The 19179-nt window shown below is 38.7% G+C and carries 20 protein-coding genes and 1 pseudogene; 19 read left to right on the top strand and 2 right to left on the bottom strand.

The annotated features are described in order from the left end of the window. Positions 1–198: 198 nt before the first annotated feature. The gene (locus AA0X71_RS08375) at positions 199–864 is read right to left on the bottom strand and encodes an SIMPL domain-containing protein (RefSeq protein WP_413361283.1); all 666 of its coding nucleotides are present in this window, start codon (positions 862–864) and stop codon (positions 199–201) included. A 178-nt stretch (positions 865–1042) separates the two neighbouring features. On the opposite strand from AA0X71_RS08375, the gene spoIIIAA reads away from it, so the two are divergent. From spoIIIAA to AA0X71_RS08415, 8 genes are all read left to right on the top strand, one after another. Then, positions 1043–1960 carry a stage III sporulation protein AA gene (gene spoIIIAA / locus AA0X71_RS08380; protein WP_413361285.1) on the top strand — a complete coding sequence of 306 codons (918 nt, stop codon included), beginning with the start codon at positions 1043–1045 and terminating at the stop codon, positions 1958–1960. Then, positions 1961–2476, top strand: a complete 516-nt coding sequence (gene spoIIIAB / locus AA0X71_RS08385; RefSeq protein ID WP_413361287.1) for a stage III sporulation protein SpoIIIAB — start codon at positions 1961–1963, stop codon at positions 2474–2476. Between the two features lie 118 nt (positions 2477–2594). Beyond that, positions 2595–2801, top strand: coding sequence for a stage III sporulation protein AC (gene spoIIIAC, locus AA0X71_RS08390; RefSeq protein WP_009794945.1), 207 nt, complete (start codon positions 2595–2597; stop codon positions 2799–2801). Between the two features lie 15 nt (positions 2802–2816). Next, complete coding sequence (gene spoIIIAD / locus AA0X71_RS08395) at positions 2817–3206, top strand: stage III sporulation protein AD (RefSeq protein ID WP_413362533.1); 390 nt, start codon at positions 2817–2819, stop codon at positions 3204–3206. Positions 3207–3271: 65 nt separating this feature from the next. Further along, the gene (spoIIIAE, locus tag AA0X71_RS08400; RefSeq protein WP_413361289.1) at positions 3272–4468 is read left to right on the top strand and encodes a stage III sporulation protein AE; all 1197 of its coding nucleotides are present in this window, start codon (positions 3272–3274) and stop codon (positions 4466–4468) included. A 42-nt stretch (positions 4469–4510) separates the two neighbouring features. Next, the gene (spoIIIAF, locus tag AA0X71_RS08405) at positions 4511–5131 is read left to right on the top strand and encodes a stage III sporulation protein AF (protein WP_413361291.1); all 621 of its coding nucleotides are present in this window, start codon (positions 4511–4513) and stop codon (positions 5129–5131) included. A 2-nt stretch (positions 5132–5133) separates the two neighbouring features. Beyond that, the gene (spoIIIAG, locus tag AA0X71_RS08410) at positions 5134–5769 is read left to right on the top strand and encodes a stage III sporulation protein AG (protein WP_413361293.1); all 636 of its coding nucleotides are present in this window, start codon (positions 5134–5136) and stop codon (positions 5767–5769) included. A gap of 93 nt (positions 5770–5862) precedes the next feature. Beyond that, positions 5863–6429, top strand: coding sequence for a SpoIIIAH-like family protein (locus AA0X71_RS08415; RefSeq protein ID WP_413361295.1), 567 nt, complete (start codon positions 5863–5865; stop codon positions 6427–6429). Between the two features lie 127 nt (positions 6430–6556). On the opposite strand, the gene AA0X71_RS08420 is transcribed toward AA0X71_RS08415, so the two are convergent. Next, positions 6557–8041: a methyl-accepting chemotaxis protein gene (locus AA0X71_RS08420; protein WP_413361297.1), complete on the bottom strand. Its 1485-nt coding sequence runs from the start codon at positions 8039–8041 to the stop codon at positions 6557–6559. Between the two features lie 187 nt (positions 8042–8228). On the opposite strand from AA0X71_RS08420, the gene accB reads away from it, so the two are divergent. The 11 genes and pseudogenes from accB (at position 8229) to recN (ending at position 19128) form a co-directional block, all read left to right on the top strand. Beyond that, positions 8229–8720, top strand: a complete 492-nt coding sequence (gene accB / locus AA0X71_RS08425) for an acetyl-CoA carboxylase biotin carboxyl carrier protein (RefSeq protein ID WP_413361299.1) — start codon at positions 8229–8231, stop codon at positions 8718–8720. A gap of 14 nt (positions 8721–8734) precedes the next feature. Continuing rightward, positions 8735–10087: an acetyl-CoA carboxylase biotin carboxylase subunit gene (gene accC / locus AA0X71_RS08430; protein ID WP_413361301.1), complete on the top strand. Its 1353-nt coding sequence runs from the start codon at positions 8735–8737 to the stop codon at positions 10085–10087. Positions 10088–10104: 17 nt separating this feature from the next. Next, positions 10105–10515 (top strand): Asp23/Gls24 family envelope stress response protein, encoded by a 411-nt coding sequence (locus AA0X71_RS08435; RefSeq protein WP_413361304.1) that lies wholly within the window; start codon positions 10105–10107, stop codon positions 10513–10515. Positions 10516–10816: 301 nt separating this feature from the next. Next, on the top strand, positions 10817–11197 hold the full coding sequence (gene nusB, locus AA0X71_RS08440) for a transcription antitermination factor NusB (RefSeq protein WP_413361306.1): 381 nt from the start codon (positions 10817–10819) through the stop codon (positions 11195–11197). A gap of 27 nt (positions 11198–11224) precedes the next feature. Beyond that, positions 11225–12577 carry an exodeoxyribonuclease VII large subunit gene (gene xseA / locus AA0X71_RS08445; RefSeq protein ID WP_413361308.1) on the top strand — a complete coding sequence of 451 codons (1353 nt, stop codon included), beginning with the start codon at positions 11225–11227 and terminating at the stop codon, positions 12575–12577. Further along, a pseudogene (locus AA0X71_RS08450) lies at positions 12577–12805 on the top strand (exodeoxyribonuclease VII small subunit). The gene xseA and the pseudogene AA0X71_RS08450 overlap by 1 nt, the downstream one beginning before the upstream one ends. Then, complete coding sequence (locus AA0X71_RS08455; RefSeq protein ID WP_413361310.1) at positions 12765–13688, top strand: polyprenyl synthetase family protein; 924 nt, start codon at positions 12765–12767, stop codon at positions 13686–13688. The pseudogene AA0X71_RS08450 and the gene AA0X71_RS08455 overlap by 41 nt, the downstream one beginning before the upstream one ends. 312 nt (positions 13689–14000) lie before the next feature. Beyond that, positions 14001–15893 carry a 1-deoxy-D-xylulose-5-phosphate synthase gene (gene dxs / locus AA0X71_RS08460; protein WP_413361312.1) on the top strand — a complete coding sequence of 631 codons (1893 nt, stop codon included), beginning with the start codon at positions 14001–14003 and terminating at the stop codon, positions 15891–15893. Then, positions 15894–16733, top strand: coding sequence for a TlyA family RNA methyltransferase (locus tag AA0X71_RS08465; RefSeq protein ID WP_413361314.1), 840 nt, complete (start codon positions 15894–15896; stop codon positions 16731–16733). A 199-nt stretch (positions 16734–16932) separates the two neighbouring features. Further along, positions 16933–17382, top strand: coding sequence for a transcriptional regulator AhrC/ArgR (gene ahrC / locus AA0X71_RS08470; RefSeq protein WP_413361316.1), 450 nt, complete (start codon positions 16933–16935; stop codon positions 17380–17382). Positions 17383–17439: 57 nt separating this feature from the next. After that, on the top strand, positions 17440–19128 hold the full coding sequence (gene recN, locus AA0X71_RS08475; RefSeq protein ID WP_413361319.1) for a DNA repair protein RecN: 1689 nt from the start codon (positions 17440–17442) through the stop codon (positions 19126–19128). The last annotated feature ends 51 nt before the right edge of the window (positions 19129–19179 follow it).

Here is a 19179-nt window from a genome sequence, read left to right on the forward strand (position 1 = left end):
TTTTCGTAAATGTCCACATTTTTTTCTCCGAAAAAAATCTGAGGCCGACATTTACCCCTCAAATGGGGTTTTAGAACACACATTATTTTTGCGCGGCACTTTTCGCTTACTTGATACTAATTTAACGAGTAATAATAGGGCTTTATTCTCCTATCTATGACTAAATAGCAACAATGTTTGCGAAAAGAGCCTTTGTTTTTAAACGGTAGTAAATATCGCACTTACGACTGCTCTGAGATCTTGTGTGCCAGGCTCGATTTCAGTGGAAGCCGCCTTGACCATTTGCACTTCATATAAAGGAGCGGGTGCTCTTACTGCCGTTTTTTCTTCTGTGATATTTTTCGGTGTCGGAACGATGTTTATATTCAACGTGTTGGCGATCGTTTGTGCCTTCTGGATGGCATCCTCCACCGCTTTTCTTAAAGCGATTTGGTATACTTCCGAAGGGTTCGAGACTTGAAAAGAAATATTCGAGACCCGATTCGCCCCATGCTCCACCGCTGTATCCACTACAAGGCCAACGTTTCCAATCTCACTTACCGTGATCTGTAACAAATGTTCGACTCGATACCCTCTAAAAACTTGCTTCCCATCTACATAATCATACATCGGATAAATCGTAAAATTGTCTGTTTGAATTTGTTCTGCCGATATTCCGATCTGGTGTAAAGCGTCAATAATTGCTGAGATTTTTTCGGCGTTCTCAGATTGAGCCTTTCTTAATTCTTTATCTTCGATTTCAACTCCTAATTTTATGCTCGCTCTGTCTGGTTGAACCGTAACACTACCTTCTCCAATGACCTTGATTTCATTTTCATGCATCTTTCTTTGGGTTCCTTGATAATATGGCTGTTGGTAATACATCTTCTCCCTCCACCCCATTTTGTCTCTCTATTTATTAATGTTACATCTTATGTTCCATTCGTAAAAATATTTTCTCTTAAAAAAGTGATTATTCCGAACGTAGTCATAAAGTGTCCAAGCAGGCATACATTTTTAATAGGTTCATCTTACAGGCCATGACGAAATAGGAGGAATTGCTTTGGAACAAGTTTTAAAAATGCTCCCAGTCAATATTGCCCATCAAATCGAACTCCTTCCTCCTTATCAAGTAAGCGAAATGGAAGAGATAAGAATTCGCATTAACAGACCAATTGAAATTGCGGTGAAAGGAAATCCTCACTTTCTACCTTATGTTGTCAAGGCAGAAGACGCGATTCATCTTTTAAATAAAATTAGCCATTTTTCCATTTATACGATGGAAGAAGAATTAAAAAGAGGCTACGTAACGATAGCTGGCGGACATCGAATTGGTTTAGCTGGGAAGGTCATTTTAGAGAATGATTCAGTAAAAGCGATTCGAGACATTTCCTCTTTTAATATCCGCATTGCGAGAGAAAAAATTGGGATAGCGGATGGACTAGCCTCATATATATATGACAATGGCTGGCAACATACGATGATCATTGGACCTCCGCAAACGGGAAAGACGACGCTTCTCCGTGATTTTGCTCGCATTATTTCTGGTGGGAATCGTACTTATGCCCCTTTAAAAGTAGGTGTGGTCGATGAACGTTCTGAAATTACAGGAAGTGTAAAGGGAATTCCACAGTTAACCTTTGGACCACGTATCGATGTACTAGATGCCTGTCCGAAGGCTGAAGGGATGATGATGATGATCCGTTCGATGAGTCCAGATATCCTTATTGTCGATGAAATTGGAAGAAAAGAGGATTGTGAAGCGATTTTAGAGGCGATTCACGCAGGGATTAAGCTTTTCACGACAACCCATGGGGTCTCACTTGAAGAAGTGAAAAATCGACCCACACTGAAACCGCTCATAGAAATGGGAATCTTTCAACGATTTATTGAATTAAGCCGTCTCGAAGGACCTGGAACGATTTCTTCCATCAAGAATGGAAACGGTTCAGACATTGTTGAAAAAGTGAGAGTGACCTAAATGATGAAAATGATAGGAGCCATTGTCATTATCGTTGCGACAACATGGACGGGCTTTGAAGCATCACGCCATTTAAATGAGAGACCAAGACAGCTTCGATTGCTTAAATCTGCCCTGCAATCATTAGAAGCAGAAATTATGTATGGACATACTCCATTACATGAGGCATCGAGAAGAATTGCTGCCCAGATGAATAAACCATTATCCTTTTTTTTCGAAACATTTGCGAAAAAGCTTACCAATACAGAAACAACCGTCAGAGATGCATGGGAAGAGAGTTTAAAAGAAATTTGGAAATTGACGGCTCTGAAACAAGGGGAATTTGAAATCATGAAGCAATTTGGCGAAACATTAGGAAGGCATGATCGGGCTTCCCAACAAAAGCAAATTCAGCTCACATTAACTCACCTAGAACGTGAGGAACTAGATGCCTATGATAGACAAGCAAAATACGAAAAAATGGTCAAAAGCCTCGGCTTTTTATCCGGTCTATTACTAGTCATCTTATTAATTTAATAATATTCATCGCAGAGTGATGTGCGATAAGAGAATATTTAATATTTGCGTACTCTCGTTTTCATAATGTGACATCCATTGTGAAACGATTTACCTGAGCACTTAGGGAGGAAAACACATGGGTTTAGAGGTAGATATCATCTTTAAAATAGCTGGAGTAGGAATCGTTGTCGCTTTCCTGCATACCATTCTTGATCAAGTCGGAAAAAAGGAATACGCCCAGTGGGTAACTCTGTTCGGATTTATTTACATTTTATTTATGGTGGCATCGATCGTAGATGATTTATTTCAAAAAATTAAATCGGTATTCCTCTTTCAAGGGTAAAAGGAGGGCTCAAAGATTGAAATTATCCAAATCGTAGGAATCGCACTTGTATCCACTTTTTTAGCACTAATCGTCAAGGAACAGAAGCCCAATTTTGCATTCTTACTAATCGTTTTTGTTGGATGCTCCATCTTTTTATTTTTAATTGATCAAATTTACGCCATTATCCATATGCTTGAAGTCATTGCCGTCAACGCAAAAGTCAATATCGTCTACGTTGAAACCATCTTAAAAATCATCGGCATTGCATACATCGCTGAATTCGCAGCCCAAATTACAAAGGATGCTGGGCAAGGAGCCATTGCTTCCAAAATTGAACTCGCAGGAAAAATCTTAATCCTTGCTATGGCTATTCCGATCCTGTCCGTTTTAATTGAAACGATTATTAAATTAATTCCGAGCTGAAATTTACTTACTCCTAAACGCCTGCGCAAGTCTCACTAATGCTTTTGAATGAGAAGGTGAAAAATATGAGGCAGTGTTCATGGATTTTTTCGATTATTTTATCTAGCATCCTTTTTTTATGTTTATTCAGTGGACAAGCTCACGCAGAGGAAGAAGAACGAGAGGTTTTGGATCCACAAGCTCTCGTTGATGCACAACTAGAAGCTCTGAATTTAGATGAATTGAAGAAATACTGGGAAGATATTTTGAACGAATATGGCGGGTTTCTTCCTGAAAGTCAAAAGGGGAGTTTATATGACTTTCTAAAAGGAGAGAAAAAATTCTCGCTCAAAGAATGGTTTTCAGGCTTTGTGAAATATATGTTTCATGAATTTCTCGTAAACGGAAAATTACTTGGAACATTAATCATGTTGACGATTTTTTCGATGTTTCTACAATCTCTTCAAAATGCATTTGAACAAAGTACGATAAGTAAAGTCGCCTACTCCATCGTCTTCATGGTATTAGTGATTATTGCTTTAAACAGCTTCCATGTTGCCATCGAATATACGATGAACGCGATTCAAACGATGACTTCGTTCATCCTTGCATTAATTCCACTTCTTCTCGCTCTTATTGCAAGTTCAGGAGGAATCATTTCAGCCGCATTTTTTCATCCAGTGATATTGTTTCTCATGAATATAAGCGGTACCTTTATACAGTTTATCGTCTTACCATTTCTCTTTTTATCAGCGATGCTCAATATTGTCAGTACGTTGACGGATCATTATAAAGTCACACAACTCGGAAACTTACTTCGAAATTGGAGTATCGGATTACTCGGACTATTTTTAACGGTATTTCTAGGAGTTATTTCCGTTCAAGGAGCATCTACTGCGATTACAGATGGAGTCACGATTCGAACCGCGAAGTTTATAACAGGAAACTTCATACCAGTTATTGGGCGGATGTTTACTGATGCAACAGATACGGTAATTAGTGCTTCTGTTTTATTAAAAAACACAGTCGGAATTGCTGGAGTCGCTATCCTTCTATTAATTGTTGCGTTTCCAGCTATAAAAATATTAATGATTTCCTTCATTTATAAATTTGCAGCAGCGATCCTACAGCCCCTTGGGGGAGGACCTGTGATTAAGTGCTTGGACATTATTAGCAAAAGCATTATTTATGTTTTTGCAGCGTTGGCGATTGTGTCCTTAATGTTTTTCCTTAGTTTAACGGTGATTATCGCAGCTGGAAACTTGACGATGATGGTTAGGTAACATTTTTTGGCAAAAAAAGTGGCTTAGGGGGTTCACTTTCTAATGGCTTTCATTACTGAATGGATTACGAATATTATTCTGTTTGTTCTCATAGCGACTGTAATCGATCTCTTGCTCCCTAATACAAGTTTGCAAAAATACACGAAGATGGTGGCAGGTTTACTGTTAATCACGATTATTATGTCGCCTTTATTTAAACTTTTGTCTTCAGATTTTGAAGCAGCACTGGCTTCTATCCCCTCAATTCAGTCCAATAATGAAGAAAAAAATATGGAAAATTTAATAGAATTGCAGAAAAAAGAAATACAAGCCTCTAACCATGCATATATTTTAGAAGAAACGGCTGTCCAACTGCAAACGGACGTAGAGGAGGAGTTGATGGAACAGTACGGATTAGAGATTACGAATATCGAAATTGCTGTAGATGAAGATAGTCAAAGTGATTCTTTCGAACAAATTCAGTCAATCGTTGTTCAGCTCAAAAGACCAAATACCGAGACAGACGCAGTTGAAGTCGTGAAAAAAGTAGAGATCAATGCAAGTGAACCTCTTCCATCAAAGGAACCAACAAAAGATAGTCAAGCGATTGCATCTCTTCTTTCTGAAAAATGGGATGTTGAAAAAGAACAAATAGAAATCGTCGTAGAAGGGGGGAGCGATTAACAATGGAGCAGGAAAAGGGGCCATTGTCTTGGCTGAAAAAATTGTTCTCAAAGGAAGGAAAGCTAGATAAAAAATATCAATATTTCATTATCATTCTGCTATTTGGAGCAGCCATTATGATAGTAAGCAATACATTGATAGATGAAGAAAATTCTAGCATTCCCGTGATAAGCAACCAAGATGGAGAAAAAGAAGAGGTAGAAACAATAGGAACAACAAAAGCAGCTGGGAGTAACGAAATCAGTGAATATGAAGCCAGCTACGAAGCACAATTAAAGGAAGCTTTAGAGGGTATCGCTGGTGTTAGTGATGTGATGGTTGTGGTCAATGTGGATGCAACTGAAAAAAGCATATACGAGAAAAACACGGTTACTCGTTCGCAAATGACCGACGAAACGGATCGGGAGGGTGGACAAAGGAAAGTAGAGGATCAGTCTAAAGACAGTCAGCTTGTCATTATCCGTGAAGGGGAAAAAGAGGTTCCGATCGAATTAGAAAAAAAGAAGCCTGAAATTCGAGGAGTTCTTGTTGTTGCTAAGGGAGCTGACAATATTCAAATTAAGAAGTGGATCGTCGAATCGGTAACGAAATTGCTTGATGTACCAAGCCATCGTGTATCCGTAATGCCAAGAAAATAAGTAAACGAAGAACATCGAGCCTGAAAGCTTTCAGGAAACGATTTTATATATGGAGTACCATTATTTGTTAAATTAACGAAGGGGGATTTATAAATGTTATTAAAAAAGCAAACAGTTTGGCTATTAACAATGTTAAGTTTAGTGGTTGTACTTTCGGTTTATTATATGACATCACCAGAGCAAAGACAGCAGGAATTAGCAGGAACAGAAGAACAAGAGGAAGCGGTAACGGAAGGGCAAGATGAAATGACGGGAGAAACAGAAGCAGATGTAGATGCAGAAGGTGATATTGTCTCCAGTGTCGCTAGTGATGAAGTATTTGACGCATTGCGTTTGCAGCTAGATGAAGAGAGGAGCAAAATCAAAGAAGAATTAACAGACATTATGGCTTCAACTGATCTACCGTCAGAACAACGTGGAGATGCATATGAAAAGAGTCAAGAACTTGACCAAGTGGCCCAAAAAGAAGCTGTACTAGAAACGTTAATTGTTGCGATGGGATACGATGATGCCCTCGTTCGCGCTGATGGTGAACAAGTACGTATCACCGTTAAATCGAATGAACCATCTGCGACTGCAGCCAATGAAATTATCCAAGTAGTGAAGACTGAGCTAGGGCAAATGCAGGCAGTAGCAGTAGAATTCCAACCAAATGAGTAAAAAGGCTACATTGTTGGTTTTTAAGTTTAAGCTCCTGTACTAACAATTTACGAAAACAACAAGTTTTTTTCAGATGAAAATAAACAAGCAATAGGAAAACAAATAACGGGGAGCCGCGGCTCTCCCGTTATTTTTGTTCTTGAAGTTCCATTAAATTGTCGACAGATTGGTGAGCTTCGGTAACAGACTGGAGTAAAACTTCATGTTGCGCCGTTTGGACTCCAATTGCAGATGATAATTCCTGTAATGTTGCGCTTGCTTGCTCAATTACAGAGCTAAATTCACTGATTGATTCTTCAATCGCTCTAGAGGAACCGAGCACACTTTTCGTTAAAGCATCATATTTGGAAATATCGTCTTTGAGCTGTCTGAACGTTGATTGAATTTGTGTAAAGGCTTGCTGTGTATCGATGGCAAGCTGTAGATTATGATTAATCTTTTTTCCTGTTAGGGATACGGTTTCAGTTACGGCATGTGTCCCACTCATGACATGATTAAGATTATCTGAAATTTGCGTGGCCGTTTTACGACTGATTTCTGCTAGTTTTCTTACTTCTTCTGCTACTACAGCAAATCCTTTTCCAGCATCGCCGGCACGAGCGGCTTCAATCGAGGCGTTTAAAGCTAAAAGATTGGTTTGATCGGAGATTCCTTCGATTGCCTGTGCAAAACTCGAAGTCTCTTCTACTAATGAGGAGAGTGTTGTCGTCTGCTCATTAATATCTTCCATATTATGATAGGAAACTTCCAGACCATCCTTTAATTCTGTTACGAGTATTTCCCCGTTATTGGTCACTTCTTGTGTAGCAATAGCATCTAGGTGGAGCTTATTAACCAATTCACTTGTTTCGTGAACAACTTGATTGGAGTTTTCTAACGCTTTTGTAATTTCTAAAATAGAATCGGTTTGTGTTTGCATGCCAGCTGCCATTTCGCTAATCGAATGGTTCATTTCTTGAGCGGCTTCATAATTTTCATAGCTTTTATTTTTCACAAAATAAATCAGATCTGATAGACCAACAGTATTATTTCCTACTGTTTTTCTAATTTCACGATCCAGTAGTAAAAGTTCTTCTGTTTGTTGCTGAGCGGCGACAATATTTTCAGATAATTTTTTCGAAATAGATAACTGAAATGCTAACAAGATGGACACTAATAGATAGAGAAGATAAACGGTTGCATAATTCTTTATATCCAGTGGCAACACACTATTATTTTCCCAAATAAAGGCACTTATGGCGATGAAGCCGAGGATCGAACCAGACCATAGTACTTTTTTATCCATATAGATCGCTGCTGTCGCGAGAATAAAGTACAATAAAACAAAGGCAGTTGGAGATACGCTGTTTGCCATAATCACATACATCACAATCGTGACAAGAATAATAGCTAAATAGGGAATCGTAGTTGTGAATCTTTTTGTGTAATGGAGAAGGGAGATGAGTCCAACCCCTAGGCCACCACCGATAATAATAGATAAGATAAGAGCTAAATCTTTTTGCATAACGATGTCGACAATGGTAGCGAGAATGACACAAACAAAAGAAGCTTTTACAACGAGTGAATTCTTTCTTGCTAAGTCATCCTCTTTAATTTCAGTAATCGTTTTCATCATTGTTCCTCCCTAAATTTCCCTCTTCCTTAAATTTCGATATAATACTACAAAAATCCTTCGAAAAATAATAATTTTGGAAGAACTTTATCCACATAAAAAAATGATAATGATTGAACTTTTGTAAGGTCTTATCGTATAGTATTAGTATCTAGTGCTAAATTTTTGTCAATAAGGAGTGTCATTCATGTTAAAAGTACAAGAAATTCGCGAACTAATTAAACTTGTCAATCAATCCAATTTAGATGAATTTGTATATGAAGTAGATGATTGCAAAATTAAAATGAAAAAGAATCAAGGTGGAGCAGTTGCTGTTTCGACTCAACCTGCTGTCCAACCAGCAGCTGTAGAAGCGCCGCAACCTCAAGTAGTTGAAGTTGCAAAAACAGTTGAGGTGAAAGAAGAACCGGCTGTTGAAGCTGCTACTACAGATGAGAGTCTACATAAGATTACTTCACCAATGGTGGGAACTTTTTATCATAAGCCAACACCTGAAGCAGACCCGTATGTGAAAGTGGGTAGCAAAGTAACGAATGATTCAATTGTTTGTATTGTTGAAGCAATGAAATTATTTAATGAAATTGAAGCAGAAGTAAATGGGGAAATCGTGGAGATCCTTGTGAAAGATGGCCAGTTAGTTGAATATGGTCAACCACTATTTTTGGTAAAGCCTGAATAAGGAGCGAAACGAAAATGATTAAAAAATTATTAATTGCCAATCGAGGAGAAATTGCCGTACGGATTATTCGTGCGTGCCGTGAATTAGATATTGAATCAGTAGCAGTCTATTCAGAGGCGGATAAGGATGCCTTACATGTGCAACTGGCTGATGAGGCCTACTGTATCGGACCAATCTTGTCTAAGGATAGTTACTTAAATTTCACAAATATTGTTAGTGTTGCGAAGCTTACTGGTTGCGAAGCGATTCACCCTGGATATGGGTTTTTAGCAGAAAATGCAGCATTTGCTGAGCTTTGCCGCGAATGCAATATAATATTTGTAGGTCCGACACCGGAAGCGATTGCAAAAATGGGAACAAAGGATATTGCTCGTGAAACGATGAAAGAAGCAGGTGTTCCGATTGTTCCAGGTTCACAAGGAATTATTAAAGATGAAAAGGATGCACTTCAACTCGCCAATGAAATTGGTTACCCTGTCATCATTAAAGCAACAGCGGGTGGTGGAGGAAAAGGAATCCGCGTCGCTCGTAATGAAACAGAGTTAATCAAAGGGATTAATATCACGCAGCAAGAGGCACTTACCGCTTTTGGTAATCCCGGAGTGTATATTGAGAAATATATTGAAGATTTCCGTCATGTGGAGATTCAAGTTCTAGCCGATAATTTTGGCCATGTCGTTCATCTAGGGGAGCGGGATTGCTCGATTCAACGAAGACTGCAAAAGCTTCTCGAAGAAACGCCATCACCAGCTTTAGATAGCGAAATTCGTGAGGAAATGGGCAATGCAGCTGTAAAAGCGGCAAAAGCAGTTGATTATACAGGTGCAGGTACGATAGAATTTATATATGATTATCGAAATCGTCAATTTTATTTCATGGAAATGAATACACGAATTCAGGTTGAGCATCCAGTTACGGAAATGGTGACAGGAGTCGATTTAATTAGAGAGCAAATTAAAGTCGCTTCTGGAGAAGCATTGAAGTTTAAGCAAGATGAAATTGAATTTAATGGATGGGCCATTGAATGTCGAATCAATGCTGAAAATCCAGAGAAACAATTCATGCCTTCTCCTGGTAAAATTCAAATGTATCTTCCACCAGGCGGATTAGGGGTCAGAGTGGATTCGGCTGCATATCCAGGATATACGATTCCTCCATTCTATGATTCCATGATTGCAAAGGTCATCACCTATGGAAGCACAAGGGAAGAAGCGATTTCGAGAATGAAAAGAGCCTTAAGTGAATTTGTGATTGAAGGGATTCATACGACGATCCCATTCCATTTGAAATTACTGAATCACGAGAAATTCGTGGAAGGTGATTTCAATACAAAATTCCTTGAGATGTATGATGTGATGAAATCTTAATATAGGAGGACTCGAATATGAGTGAAAATAACATATTGGAAATGAGTCAAGGACAGTCTGGTTTAGGAAAAGTTGAAATTGCTCCTGAAGTGATTGAAGTAATTGCTGGAATTGCCGCATCAGAGGTAGAAGGTGTTTCACAAATGCGTGGAAACTTTGCTACAGGTGTTGTGGAAAGATTAGGGAAGAAGAATCATGGAAAAGGCGTGAAGGTGGAGCTTACCGAAGATGGCATTAAGGTAGATGTATACTGCTTAATGAAATTCGGCATTTCTATTCCAACTGTTGCAGGGAAGGTTCAAGATAATATTCGCCAAGCCTTACTTAACATGACTGCTTTAGAGGCTGAGGAAGTCAATGTCCACATCGTTGGCATTCAGTTTGAAAATCCGAAGCAAACTGAAGTAGAAACTGAACAAGAAATGTAATAAACTACATTGTAAAAACCAGAGACAAAAGTCTTTGGTTTTTATTTACTTTTCTTGATTCATCATCCTCAAAAGGGATTAACCTTTCAAAAAAACGGTTATAGTGAAGGATAGATCAGATTCCCTTTAACATTGTCTTTTGGTTATGCTATTATTTTTAATGACTTATAGAAAAATGGATCGACGGGTTTGTACTTATTTTGCACAACTGCTTTGATTACAAGCACAGGCCACCTAAGTGTTAGCCAATACAACAATATAAGTTCAATATAAATCATCCTATAAAGGGGCAATAAATGAAATGAAGAGAAGAACAGCGAGAGAAAAAGCGTTACAGGCATTATTTCAAATTGATGTAAGTGATGTGGAGCCGAAGGAAGCGATCGCCCATGTCCTTGAAGGCGTACGAAATGATGACTATTTATTAAAGTTAGTTTTAGGTGTCGTTGAAAACAAAGAGGAAATTGACAAGCTTTTGCAACAGCATCTTGAAAATTGGACGTTGGATCGTTTAGCGATTGTCGATCGTAACATCTTAAGACTTTCTGCATATGAGCTTTTATATTGTAAAGAAGACGTTCCTACAAAAGTGGCCATCGATGAAGCGATCGAAATTGCCAAAATTTATGGTGATGATCAATCTAGTCGATTCATCAATGGAATTTTATCAAAGGTAAATTAATTTTCCTGTTTTAAAAGGGGTTTTTTGATGAAGGAAAAGCGCTATCTTACCGTCGCAGCCTTAACGAAATACATAAAGAGAAAATTCGATGCTGATCCTCATTTACAAGGAGTACTTGTGAAAGGGGAAATCTCCAATTTCAAACAGCATTCCAGTGGACATATGTATTTTACCTTAAAGGATGAAAAAGCGAGAATCTTGGCTGTCATGTTTTCCAGTGATGCTCGCTCGATGAAATTTGTCCCTGAGAATGGAATGAAGGTCTTAATTTCTGGCAATATCACGGTGTATGAACAGAGTGGCCAATATCAAATTTACGTTAAAAGTATGCAACCAGACGGTATTGGCGAACTGTATTTAGCTTATGAACAGTTGAAGGGAAAACTAGATAAAGAAGGTTTGTTTTCCCCTACCCATAAAAAGCCTATCCCTAAATATCCAAGAACCATTGGGGTCATTACATCGCCAACAGGTGCAGCCGTACGAGATATCCTGACAACGATCAAAAGGAGATATCCGATCGCCCATATCCTAATAATCCCTGCTATTGTGCAAGGAGATCATGCCAAGAACTCAATCGTAAATGCCATCAATAAAGCGAATGAAATGGATGAAATTGATTGTTTAATCGTTGGGCGTGGTGGTGGTTCGATTGAAGAACTTTGGGGCTTTAATGAGGAAATGGTCGCTAGAGCTATTTATGCTTCCCAAATCCCGATTATTTCTGCTGTTGGACATGAAACTGATTTTACGATCGCCGACTTTGTCGCTGATATGAGGGCACCGACACCGACAGGAGCAGCTGAATTAGCTGTCCCCCATGTGGACGAGCTGATGGAGCGAATTTTAACACGGCAAGCAAGATTGGTGCGCGTAATGAAAGAGCGAGTTCAACTTTCACGGGAGCAACTCAATCGGATTGAACGTTCCTATGCATTTCGATATCCTAGGCGAGCTTATGAGCAGAAAATGGAGCAAGTTGATAAAGCGACAGAACGTCTTGTAAAAGGTGCGGAAAAACATTTTTTAGCTCAAAAAGAGGTTTATTTTAATTTAAATCGACGCATTGAACGTCATAAACCGCGGGAATTGTTAAAAGAGGCTGTGGTGCAGCATGGAAAAATAGAAAAACAGATGAATCGTGTTATGGCAGCTATTTTAGCAGACAAGCAGAAGGATTTTAGACAGATGCTTGTGACACTTGAAGCGCTTAGTCCATTAAAAGTAATGGACCGGGGATACAGCCTTGTTTATGATGACGAAGGAAAACTGAGTAAGAGTGTGACCCAGTTTTCAAAAGAAAACCAGCTAACGGTTCAGATGGCCGACGGTTCAATTCATTGTAAAGTGCTCGATGTTGAGGAGAAGGAGAATCAATAATGGATGAAAAAATGACCTTTGAAGAAGCTATGAAAAATCTGGAAGATATTGTGGAGAAGCTTGAGGAAGGAGATGTCCCATTAGAGGAAGCGATTCTCGATTTATCGAAAGGGCATGGAACTTTCAAAGCTGTGTCACGATAAGCTAAAGGATGTAGAAGAACAATTGACCCAAATTATAACTGAAGATGGAAAAAAAGAAGAATTTTCCATGCAAGAGGAGGAGTAAAGTGGAGCTTTTAGCACCTTTTATTCAGAAAAATAAAGAACTCCTCGAGGAGCAATTAAGAGCAAGTGTAAATCGTATGAATGCTCCTGAAATGATTAAAGAATCAATGTTGTATTCATTAGAGGCAGGCGGAAAAAGAATTCGTCCAATGCTGTTATTTGCGACGATCGATGCCTTTGGTGAAAAAATCGATAAGGGTCTGTTAACGGCAGCTGCAATTGAAATGGTTCACACTTATTCATTAATTCATGATGATCTCCCTAGCATGGACAATGATGATTTGAGAAGAGGGAGACCAACGAATCATAAAGTATATGGAGATGCTTTTGCGATTTTAGCAGGGGATGCCCTCTTAACGTATAGTTTTCAATTAATTGCTGAGACAGCTGACGTAAATGCAGATACAAAGCTAAATTTAATTCGTGAGCTTGCCATTGCAGCTGGTGCTGAAGGAATGGTCGGCGGCCAGGTTGCTGATATGAACGGAGAAAATCGCAGCCTAACACTTGATGAGCTTGAGTACATACATATTCATAAAACGGGGAAACTTCTAGCATTTAGTGCGGTCGCCGGTGCATTACTCGCCGGAGCGTCAAGTACAGCCATTGAACAGTTTAAAAGCTTTGCTCATCATCTAGGACTCGCTTTTCAAATTCGTGACGATATTCTCGACTTAGAAGGAAATGAAGAAAAGCTTGGGAAACGAGTTGGTAGTGATGAGTTCAATCACAAAAGTACGTATCCGTCCCTTTTAACGATGGATGGAGCGAAGAAAGCATTAGCAAGAGAAATAGAACAAGCAAAAAAGATTCTTCAGGAAACAGGACTTAATACAGTTCTACTAGAAGAATTAACGGATTTAGTGGCGAATCGTGATCATTGATGTGACAAAATTCATTTTTACTAAATAGGATTTGTATGTTATAATACAGAATGATTTTGTCTAATTATTAACGTTGTTACATAAAATATACAATAAAAGGTTCTTTTCACAAATGTAGTTGCTATTCGACATAATTGGTGAAAGGAATACCCGTTATAAAAAACATCATTCTATACGAAACATCGATATAAAAAGTCTAAATTGACATGTTGTCAGTTCAGCCGTTATCACTTTTGTGTTAGCGGTTATTTTTTCAAAATAGATATTGGGAATCAATTACAGCCAAAAAGATATGAAAGTGAGTGGTCCATTATGGATCTGTTATCAATAAAAGACCCATCGTTTTTAAAAGCGTTGTCGAATCAGGAACTCGAGGAGCTCAGCAAAGATATCCGTCAATTTTTGATTGAAAAGTTATCAAAAACAGGCGGCCATATTGGTCCGAATCTTGGTGTCGTTGAACTGACGATTGCATTGCATAAATGCTTTAATAGCCCACAGGATAAGATTCTCTGGGATGTTGGTCATCAGTCATATGTTCATAAAATTCTTACAGGTAGAGCCGATCAATTTGATACGCTAAGACAATATAAGGGTCTTTGTGGATTCCCAAAAATGGTCGAAAGCGAGCATGATGTATGGGAGACAGGCCATAGCTCAACTTCATTATCTGCAGCGATGGGCATGGCGATTGCTCGAGATATAAAGAAGGAAAAATCATTCATCGTCCCTGTTATTGGAGATGGAGCTCTTACAGGTGGGATGGCACTTGAAGCATTAAATCATATTGGACATGAACAGAAGAATATGATTGTTGTCCTTAATGATAATGAAATGTCGATTGCACCGAATGTCGGTGCCCTTCATAATGTGTTAGGACGATTAAGAACAGCGGGTAAATACCAATGGGCTAAAGATGAATTAGAGTATATTTTAAAGAAAATTCCAGCGGTTGGCGGAAAGCTCGCTGCAACAGCGGAACGAATTAAAGATAGTTTAAAATATTTACTTGTTTCTGGTGTCTTTTTTGAAGAGCTTGGTTTTACCTATTTAGGTCCAATTGACGGGCATAATTATGATGCTTTGTTCGAAAATTTAGCTTATGCGAAGAAAACAGAAGGACCTGTACTGCTTCACGTTATTACGAAAAAGGGAAAAGGTTATGAGCCAGCAGAAAACGATACAATTGGAACTTGGCATGGGACAGGGGCATACAAGATTGAAACGGGTGACTTTATTAAGCCTGTTCAAGCACCACCAGCATGGAGCAAGCTTGTGAGTGAAACCGTTCGTAGAATTGCTCGTGAAGATGAAAGAGTCGTTGCGATTACACCTGCGATGCCAGTGGGCTCCAAATTAGAAGGGTTTGCAAGTGAATTCCCTGATCGCATGTTTGATGTGGGAATTGCGGAGCAACACGCAACAACGGTGGCAGCGGGCCTTGCAACGCAAAAAATGAAGCCGTTTTTAGCGATTTATTCAACTTTCCTCCAACGTGCTTATGATCAAGTGGTACATGATATTTGTCGTCAAAACTTAAATGTCTTTATCGGAATTGATCGTGCCGGTTTAGTCGGTGCAGACGGAGAAACTCATCAAGGGGTATTTGATATTGCCTTTTTACGACATGTGCCAAATCTCGTTTTAATGATGCCGAAGGATGAGAATGAGGGACAACATCTTGTTAACACGGCTTTAAAATATGATGATGGTCCAATTGCGATGAGATTTCCAAGAGGGAATGGACTTGGAGTTCACTTAGATGAAGAGTTAAAGGAAATTCCAATTGGAACATGGGAAGTGTTAAAAGAAGGAATTGATGGGGCGATTTTAACCTTTGGAACGACGATTCCAATGGCCATGAAGGCAGCAGAAATTCTTGAGAAACAAGGTATTTCGATTAAGGTCATTAATGCACGGTTTATCAAACCACTTGATGAAAAAATGCTTAGTGGACTTCTTGAAATAAATATGCCGATTCTCACCATTGAAGAAGCAGTGCTTCAAGGAGGATTTGGTAGTTCGATTTTAGAATTTGCTTCTGAAAAAGGCTATCATCATGCTGAAATTGATATAATGGGGATTCCGGATCAATTTATTGAACATGGAAGTGTCAAGGAATTGCTAAATGAAATTGGCCTCACAACAGAGAATGTTGTCAATAAGCTCAAAAAATTGGCAAGAAAAAAACAAAAAAGGGCCTAGATGAAGATGAAGAAGGAACGGATAGACGTTTTACTTGTGGAAAGAGGGTTAGCCGAAACCCGCGAAAAAGCAAAACGAGCGATAATGGCTGGTCTTGTTTATAGTAATGAAGAACGGCTAGACAAGCCTGGAGAAAAAATCGGTATTGATCGACCTCTTACAGTGAAGGGGAATGTTCTTCCATATGTCAGTCGTGGTGGGCTTAAGCTTGAAAAAGCCTTGAAAGAATTTGATTTAGAAGTTAAAGATAAAGTGTTATTAGATATTGGAGCATCAACAGGTGGCTTTACAGACTGTGCCCTCCAAAATGGTGCGAAAATGTCCTATGCCCTTGATGTTGGCTATAATCAGCTTGCATGGAAGCTAAGGCAGGACGAGAGGGTAGTTGTCATGGAAAGAACCAATTTCCGTTACGTCACCCCAGCCGATTTAGTAGGAGAGCTTCCTAACTTTGCTTCCATTGATGTTTCATTTATATCTTTAAAATTAATCCTCCCTGTTTTAAAAACGTTACTTGTAACAGGAAGCGATATTGTGGCATTGGTCAAGCCGCAGTTTGAAGCGGGACGTGAGCAGGTTGGAAAGAAAGGGATTGTTCGAGACCCAAAGGTTCATGAACAGGTCCTCGAAAAAATGATTGATTTTGCCCAAAAAGAAGGCTTTGATATCAAAGATTTATCTTTTTCTCCGATAACCGGGGGAGACGGAAATATTGAGTTTTTATTGCATCTAAGATGGAGTGGTCCTAAGGAGTTGGGGGAGAACATCCTACCTCAATCACCTGAGGAAATCGTTTCAGATGCTCATGAACAATTAAAAAGAAAGCAAACGGAGGAATAAGTATATTTGCTTATTCCTTTTTATATGTGTCGGCTTTGGAAAGGATTACCCAAAAATCGTTGTAGAAACAGAAAATGAAAGAGGAAATTAGTCGCTTTTTAGCGAATAATTATACGAATAAGTATACATTTCTATGATTATCAGCTAACATATTATTGAATGACAAGAACGTTTATGAATAAATCTAGAGGTGACTTTTGTGAATAAAGGACAACGTCATATTAAAATTAGAGAAATCATCACGAATAATGATATTGAAACACAGGACGAGCTTGTTGATGAATTAAAATTAGCGGGCTTTAATGTTACACAAGCAACGGTTTCGAGAGATATTAAAGAACTACACTTAGTAAAAGTACCTCTTATGGATGGGCGTTACAAATACAGTCTCCCAGCCGATCAACGTTTTAATCCCCTCCAAAAGCTGAAAAGAAATCTCATGGATGCATTCGTCCGTATTGACCAAGCAGGACATCTCCTCGTCATGAAAACATTGCCTGGAAACGCAATGGCCATCGGTGCCTTAATCGATAATCTTGATTGGGAAGAAATATTAGGGACGATCTGTGGAGATGATACCATTTTAATTATTTGTAAAACACCTGTTGAAACCGAAATTATCCAGTCGCGTTTCCTAGAGATGCTGTAATTTTCCCTTTTTCGGACAAAAAGTACTAAGATGAAATTGATTTAGAGGTGACCATTCATGCTCAGTGAATTATCGATTAAAAATTTTGCCATTATTGAGGCTCTTTCCATCTCTTTTGATAAAGGGCTAACGGTGTTATCTGGTGAAACAGGTGCGGGAAAATCGATTATTATTGATGCCATTCATTTGCTCGTTGGGGGAAGAGGTTCTGTAGAATTTGTTCGTCATGGCGAAGACAAAGCAGAAATAGAAGGGCTTTTTCAAATCGATCAGGAGTCACATCCATTGTTTCAAAAAGTACAGGAGTTTGGAATTGATGTAGAAGAAGGAATGATCATTCTTCGCCGCGATATTTCCAAAAGCGGTAAAAGTGTTTGCCGGATAAATGGCAAGCTTGTTACGATTTCTACTCTGCGTGAAGTTGGTGCAGCTCTTGTTGACATTCATGGTCAGCATGAGCATCAGGAATTAATGGATGAAACTCGGCATTTATCATTACTTGACCAATTCGGTGGAGAAGAAGTGGAAGATGCTTTTCAAGAGTATGTACAGATTTATCAGAGATACGAAAAAACACTAAAAAGTATTAAGCATCTGAGTGAAAATGAGCAACAGGTAGCTCATCGTTTAGATTTACTTTCTTTTCAGCTAGAGGAAATTCAAAATGCGGATTTAAAGCTCAATGAAGATGAAGAACTTCTTGAAGAAAGAAGAAAGCTTAGCAATTTTGAAAAGCTTCATGAAGCGATCAATATTAGCTATTCTGCTTTACAAGGGGATAATAAAGGGCTCGATTGGTTAGGGTTAGCGATGAATCATCTGGAAGACGCAGCATCAATAGACTCTAAGTATCAAGAAGTATCTGATGCGGTTTCAAATAGCTTTTTTGCTTTAGAAGATGTTGTTAGGACATTAAGAAACGAGCTAGATGTGCTTGAATTTGATCCTGAACGTTTAAACCATATTGAGGATAGGCTAAATGAAATCAATCAATTAAAGCGCAAATATGGAAAAACGATTGAAGATGTTTTAGAATACGCCGCTAAAATTGAAGAAGAGCTTGAGACTCTCCAAAATAAAGAAACCCATATTGAAAAACTTCATCAAGAGCTCTCCACGATCAAGAAAGATTTAGCGGTTGAGGCTCGTGAATTAAGCAAAATTAGACAGAAATATGCTGGTCAATTAACAAAATTGATTCATCATGAATTGAAAGAACTATATATGGAAAAAACTATCTTTGAGGTCCGTTTTTTAAGTGACTACGATCATTTTACGATCGCTGGATCGGATAAGATTGAATTTTACATTTCTACAAACCCCGGCGAACCGTTAAAACCTCTTTCTAAGATTGCCTCAGGTGGAGAATTATCGAGGATCATGTTGGCACTAAAGAGTATCTTTTCGAAGCATCAAGGTATAACTTCGATTATTTTTGACGAAGTTGATACTGGGGTCAGTGGGCGAGTGGCTCAAGCGATTGCTGAAAAAATCTACAATGTATCTGTTGGCTCGCAAGTACTTTGTATTTCCCATTTGCCACAAGTAGCTGCGATGGCAGATACCCATCTATTTATTGCGAAAAAAATAACAGATGGTCGCACAAGAACATCAGTGAAAATATTGGATGAAAACGAAAAAATTCGCGAAATTGGAAGAATGATTTCAGGGGTAGAAATCACTGATTTAACGAAGGAGCATGCAAGAGAACTCCTTCATTTAGCGAAAGAGATAAAAATAACTTGAAATGCTATCCAGTATGGGTAGCTTTTTTATCTCTCTAGAGGTTATAAATGC

Origin of the sequence: Robertmurraya phoenicis (assembly GCF_047302285.1) — a bacterium.
GTDB lineage: Bacteria > Bacillota > Bacilli > Bacillales > Cytobacillaceae > Robertmurraya.

Excerpts from the sequence above, each read along its gene's own strand:
- AA0X71_RS08375 (WP_413361283.1), bottom strand. The coding sequence starts at position 864 with ATGTATTACCAACAGCCATATTATCAAGGAACCCAAAGAAAGATGCAT.
- spoIIIAB (WP_413361287.1), top strand. The coding sequence starts at position 1,961 with ATGATGAAAATGATAGGAGCCATTGTCATTATCGTTGCGACAACATGG.
- spoIIIAC (WP_009794945.1), top strand. The coding sequence starts at position 2,595 with ATGGGTTTAGAGGTAGATATCATCTTTAAAATAGCTGGAGTAGGAATC.
- spoIIIAE (WP_413361289.1), top strand. The coding sequence starts at position 3,272 with ATGAGGCAGTGTTCATGGATTTTTTCGATTATTTTATCTAGCATCCTT.
- spoIIIAF (WP_413361291.1), top strand. The coding sequence starts at position 4,511 with ATGGCTTTCATTACTGAATGGATTACGAATATTATTCTGTTTGTTCTC.
- spoIIIAG (WP_413361293.1), top strand. The coding sequence starts at position 5,134 with ATGGAGCAGGAAAAGGGGCCATTGTCTTGGCTGAAAAAATTGTTCTCA.
- AA0X71_RS08415 (WP_413361295.1), top strand. The coding sequence starts at position 5,863 with ATGTTATTAAAAAAGCAAACAGTTTGGCTATTAACAATGTTAAGTTTA.
- AA0X71_RS08420 (WP_413361297.1), bottom strand. The coding sequence starts at position 8,041 with ATGAAAACGATTACTGAAATTAAAGAGGATGACTTAGCAAGAAAGAAT.
- accB (WP_413361299.1), top strand. The coding sequence starts at position 8,229 with ATGTTAAAAGTACAAGAAATTCGCGAACTAATTAAACTTGTCAATCAA.
- accC (WP_413361301.1), top strand. The coding sequence starts at position 8,735 with ATGATTAAAAAATTATTAATTGCCAATCGAGGAGAAATTGCCGTACGG.
- AA0X71_RS08435 (WP_413361304.1), top strand. The coding sequence starts at position 10,105 with ATGAGTGAAAATAACATATTGGAAATGAGTCAAGGACAGTCTGGTTTA.
- nusB (WP_413361306.1), top strand. The coding sequence starts at position 10,817 with ATGAAGAGAAGAACAGCGAGAGAAAAAGCGTTACAGGCATTATTTCAA.
- xseA (WP_413361308.1), top strand. The coding sequence starts at position 11,225 with ATGAAGGAAAAGCGCTATCTTACCGTCGCAGCCTTAACGAAATACATA.
- AA0X71_RS08455 (WP_413361310.1), top strand. The coding sequence starts at position 12,765 with ATGGAAAAAAAGAAGAATTTTCCATGCAAGAGGAGGAGTAAAGTGGAG.
- dxs (WP_413361312.1), top strand. The coding sequence starts at position 14,001 with ATGGATCTGTTATCAATAAAAGACCCATCGTTTTTAAAAGCGTTGTCG.
- AA0X71_RS08465 (WP_413361314.1), top strand. The coding sequence starts at position 15,894 with ATGAAGATGAAGAAGGAACGGATAGACGTTTTACTTGTGGAAAGAGGG.
- recN (WP_413361319.1), top strand. The coding sequence starts at position 17,440 with ATGCTCAGTGAATTATCGATTAAAAATTTTGCCATTATTGAGGCTCTT.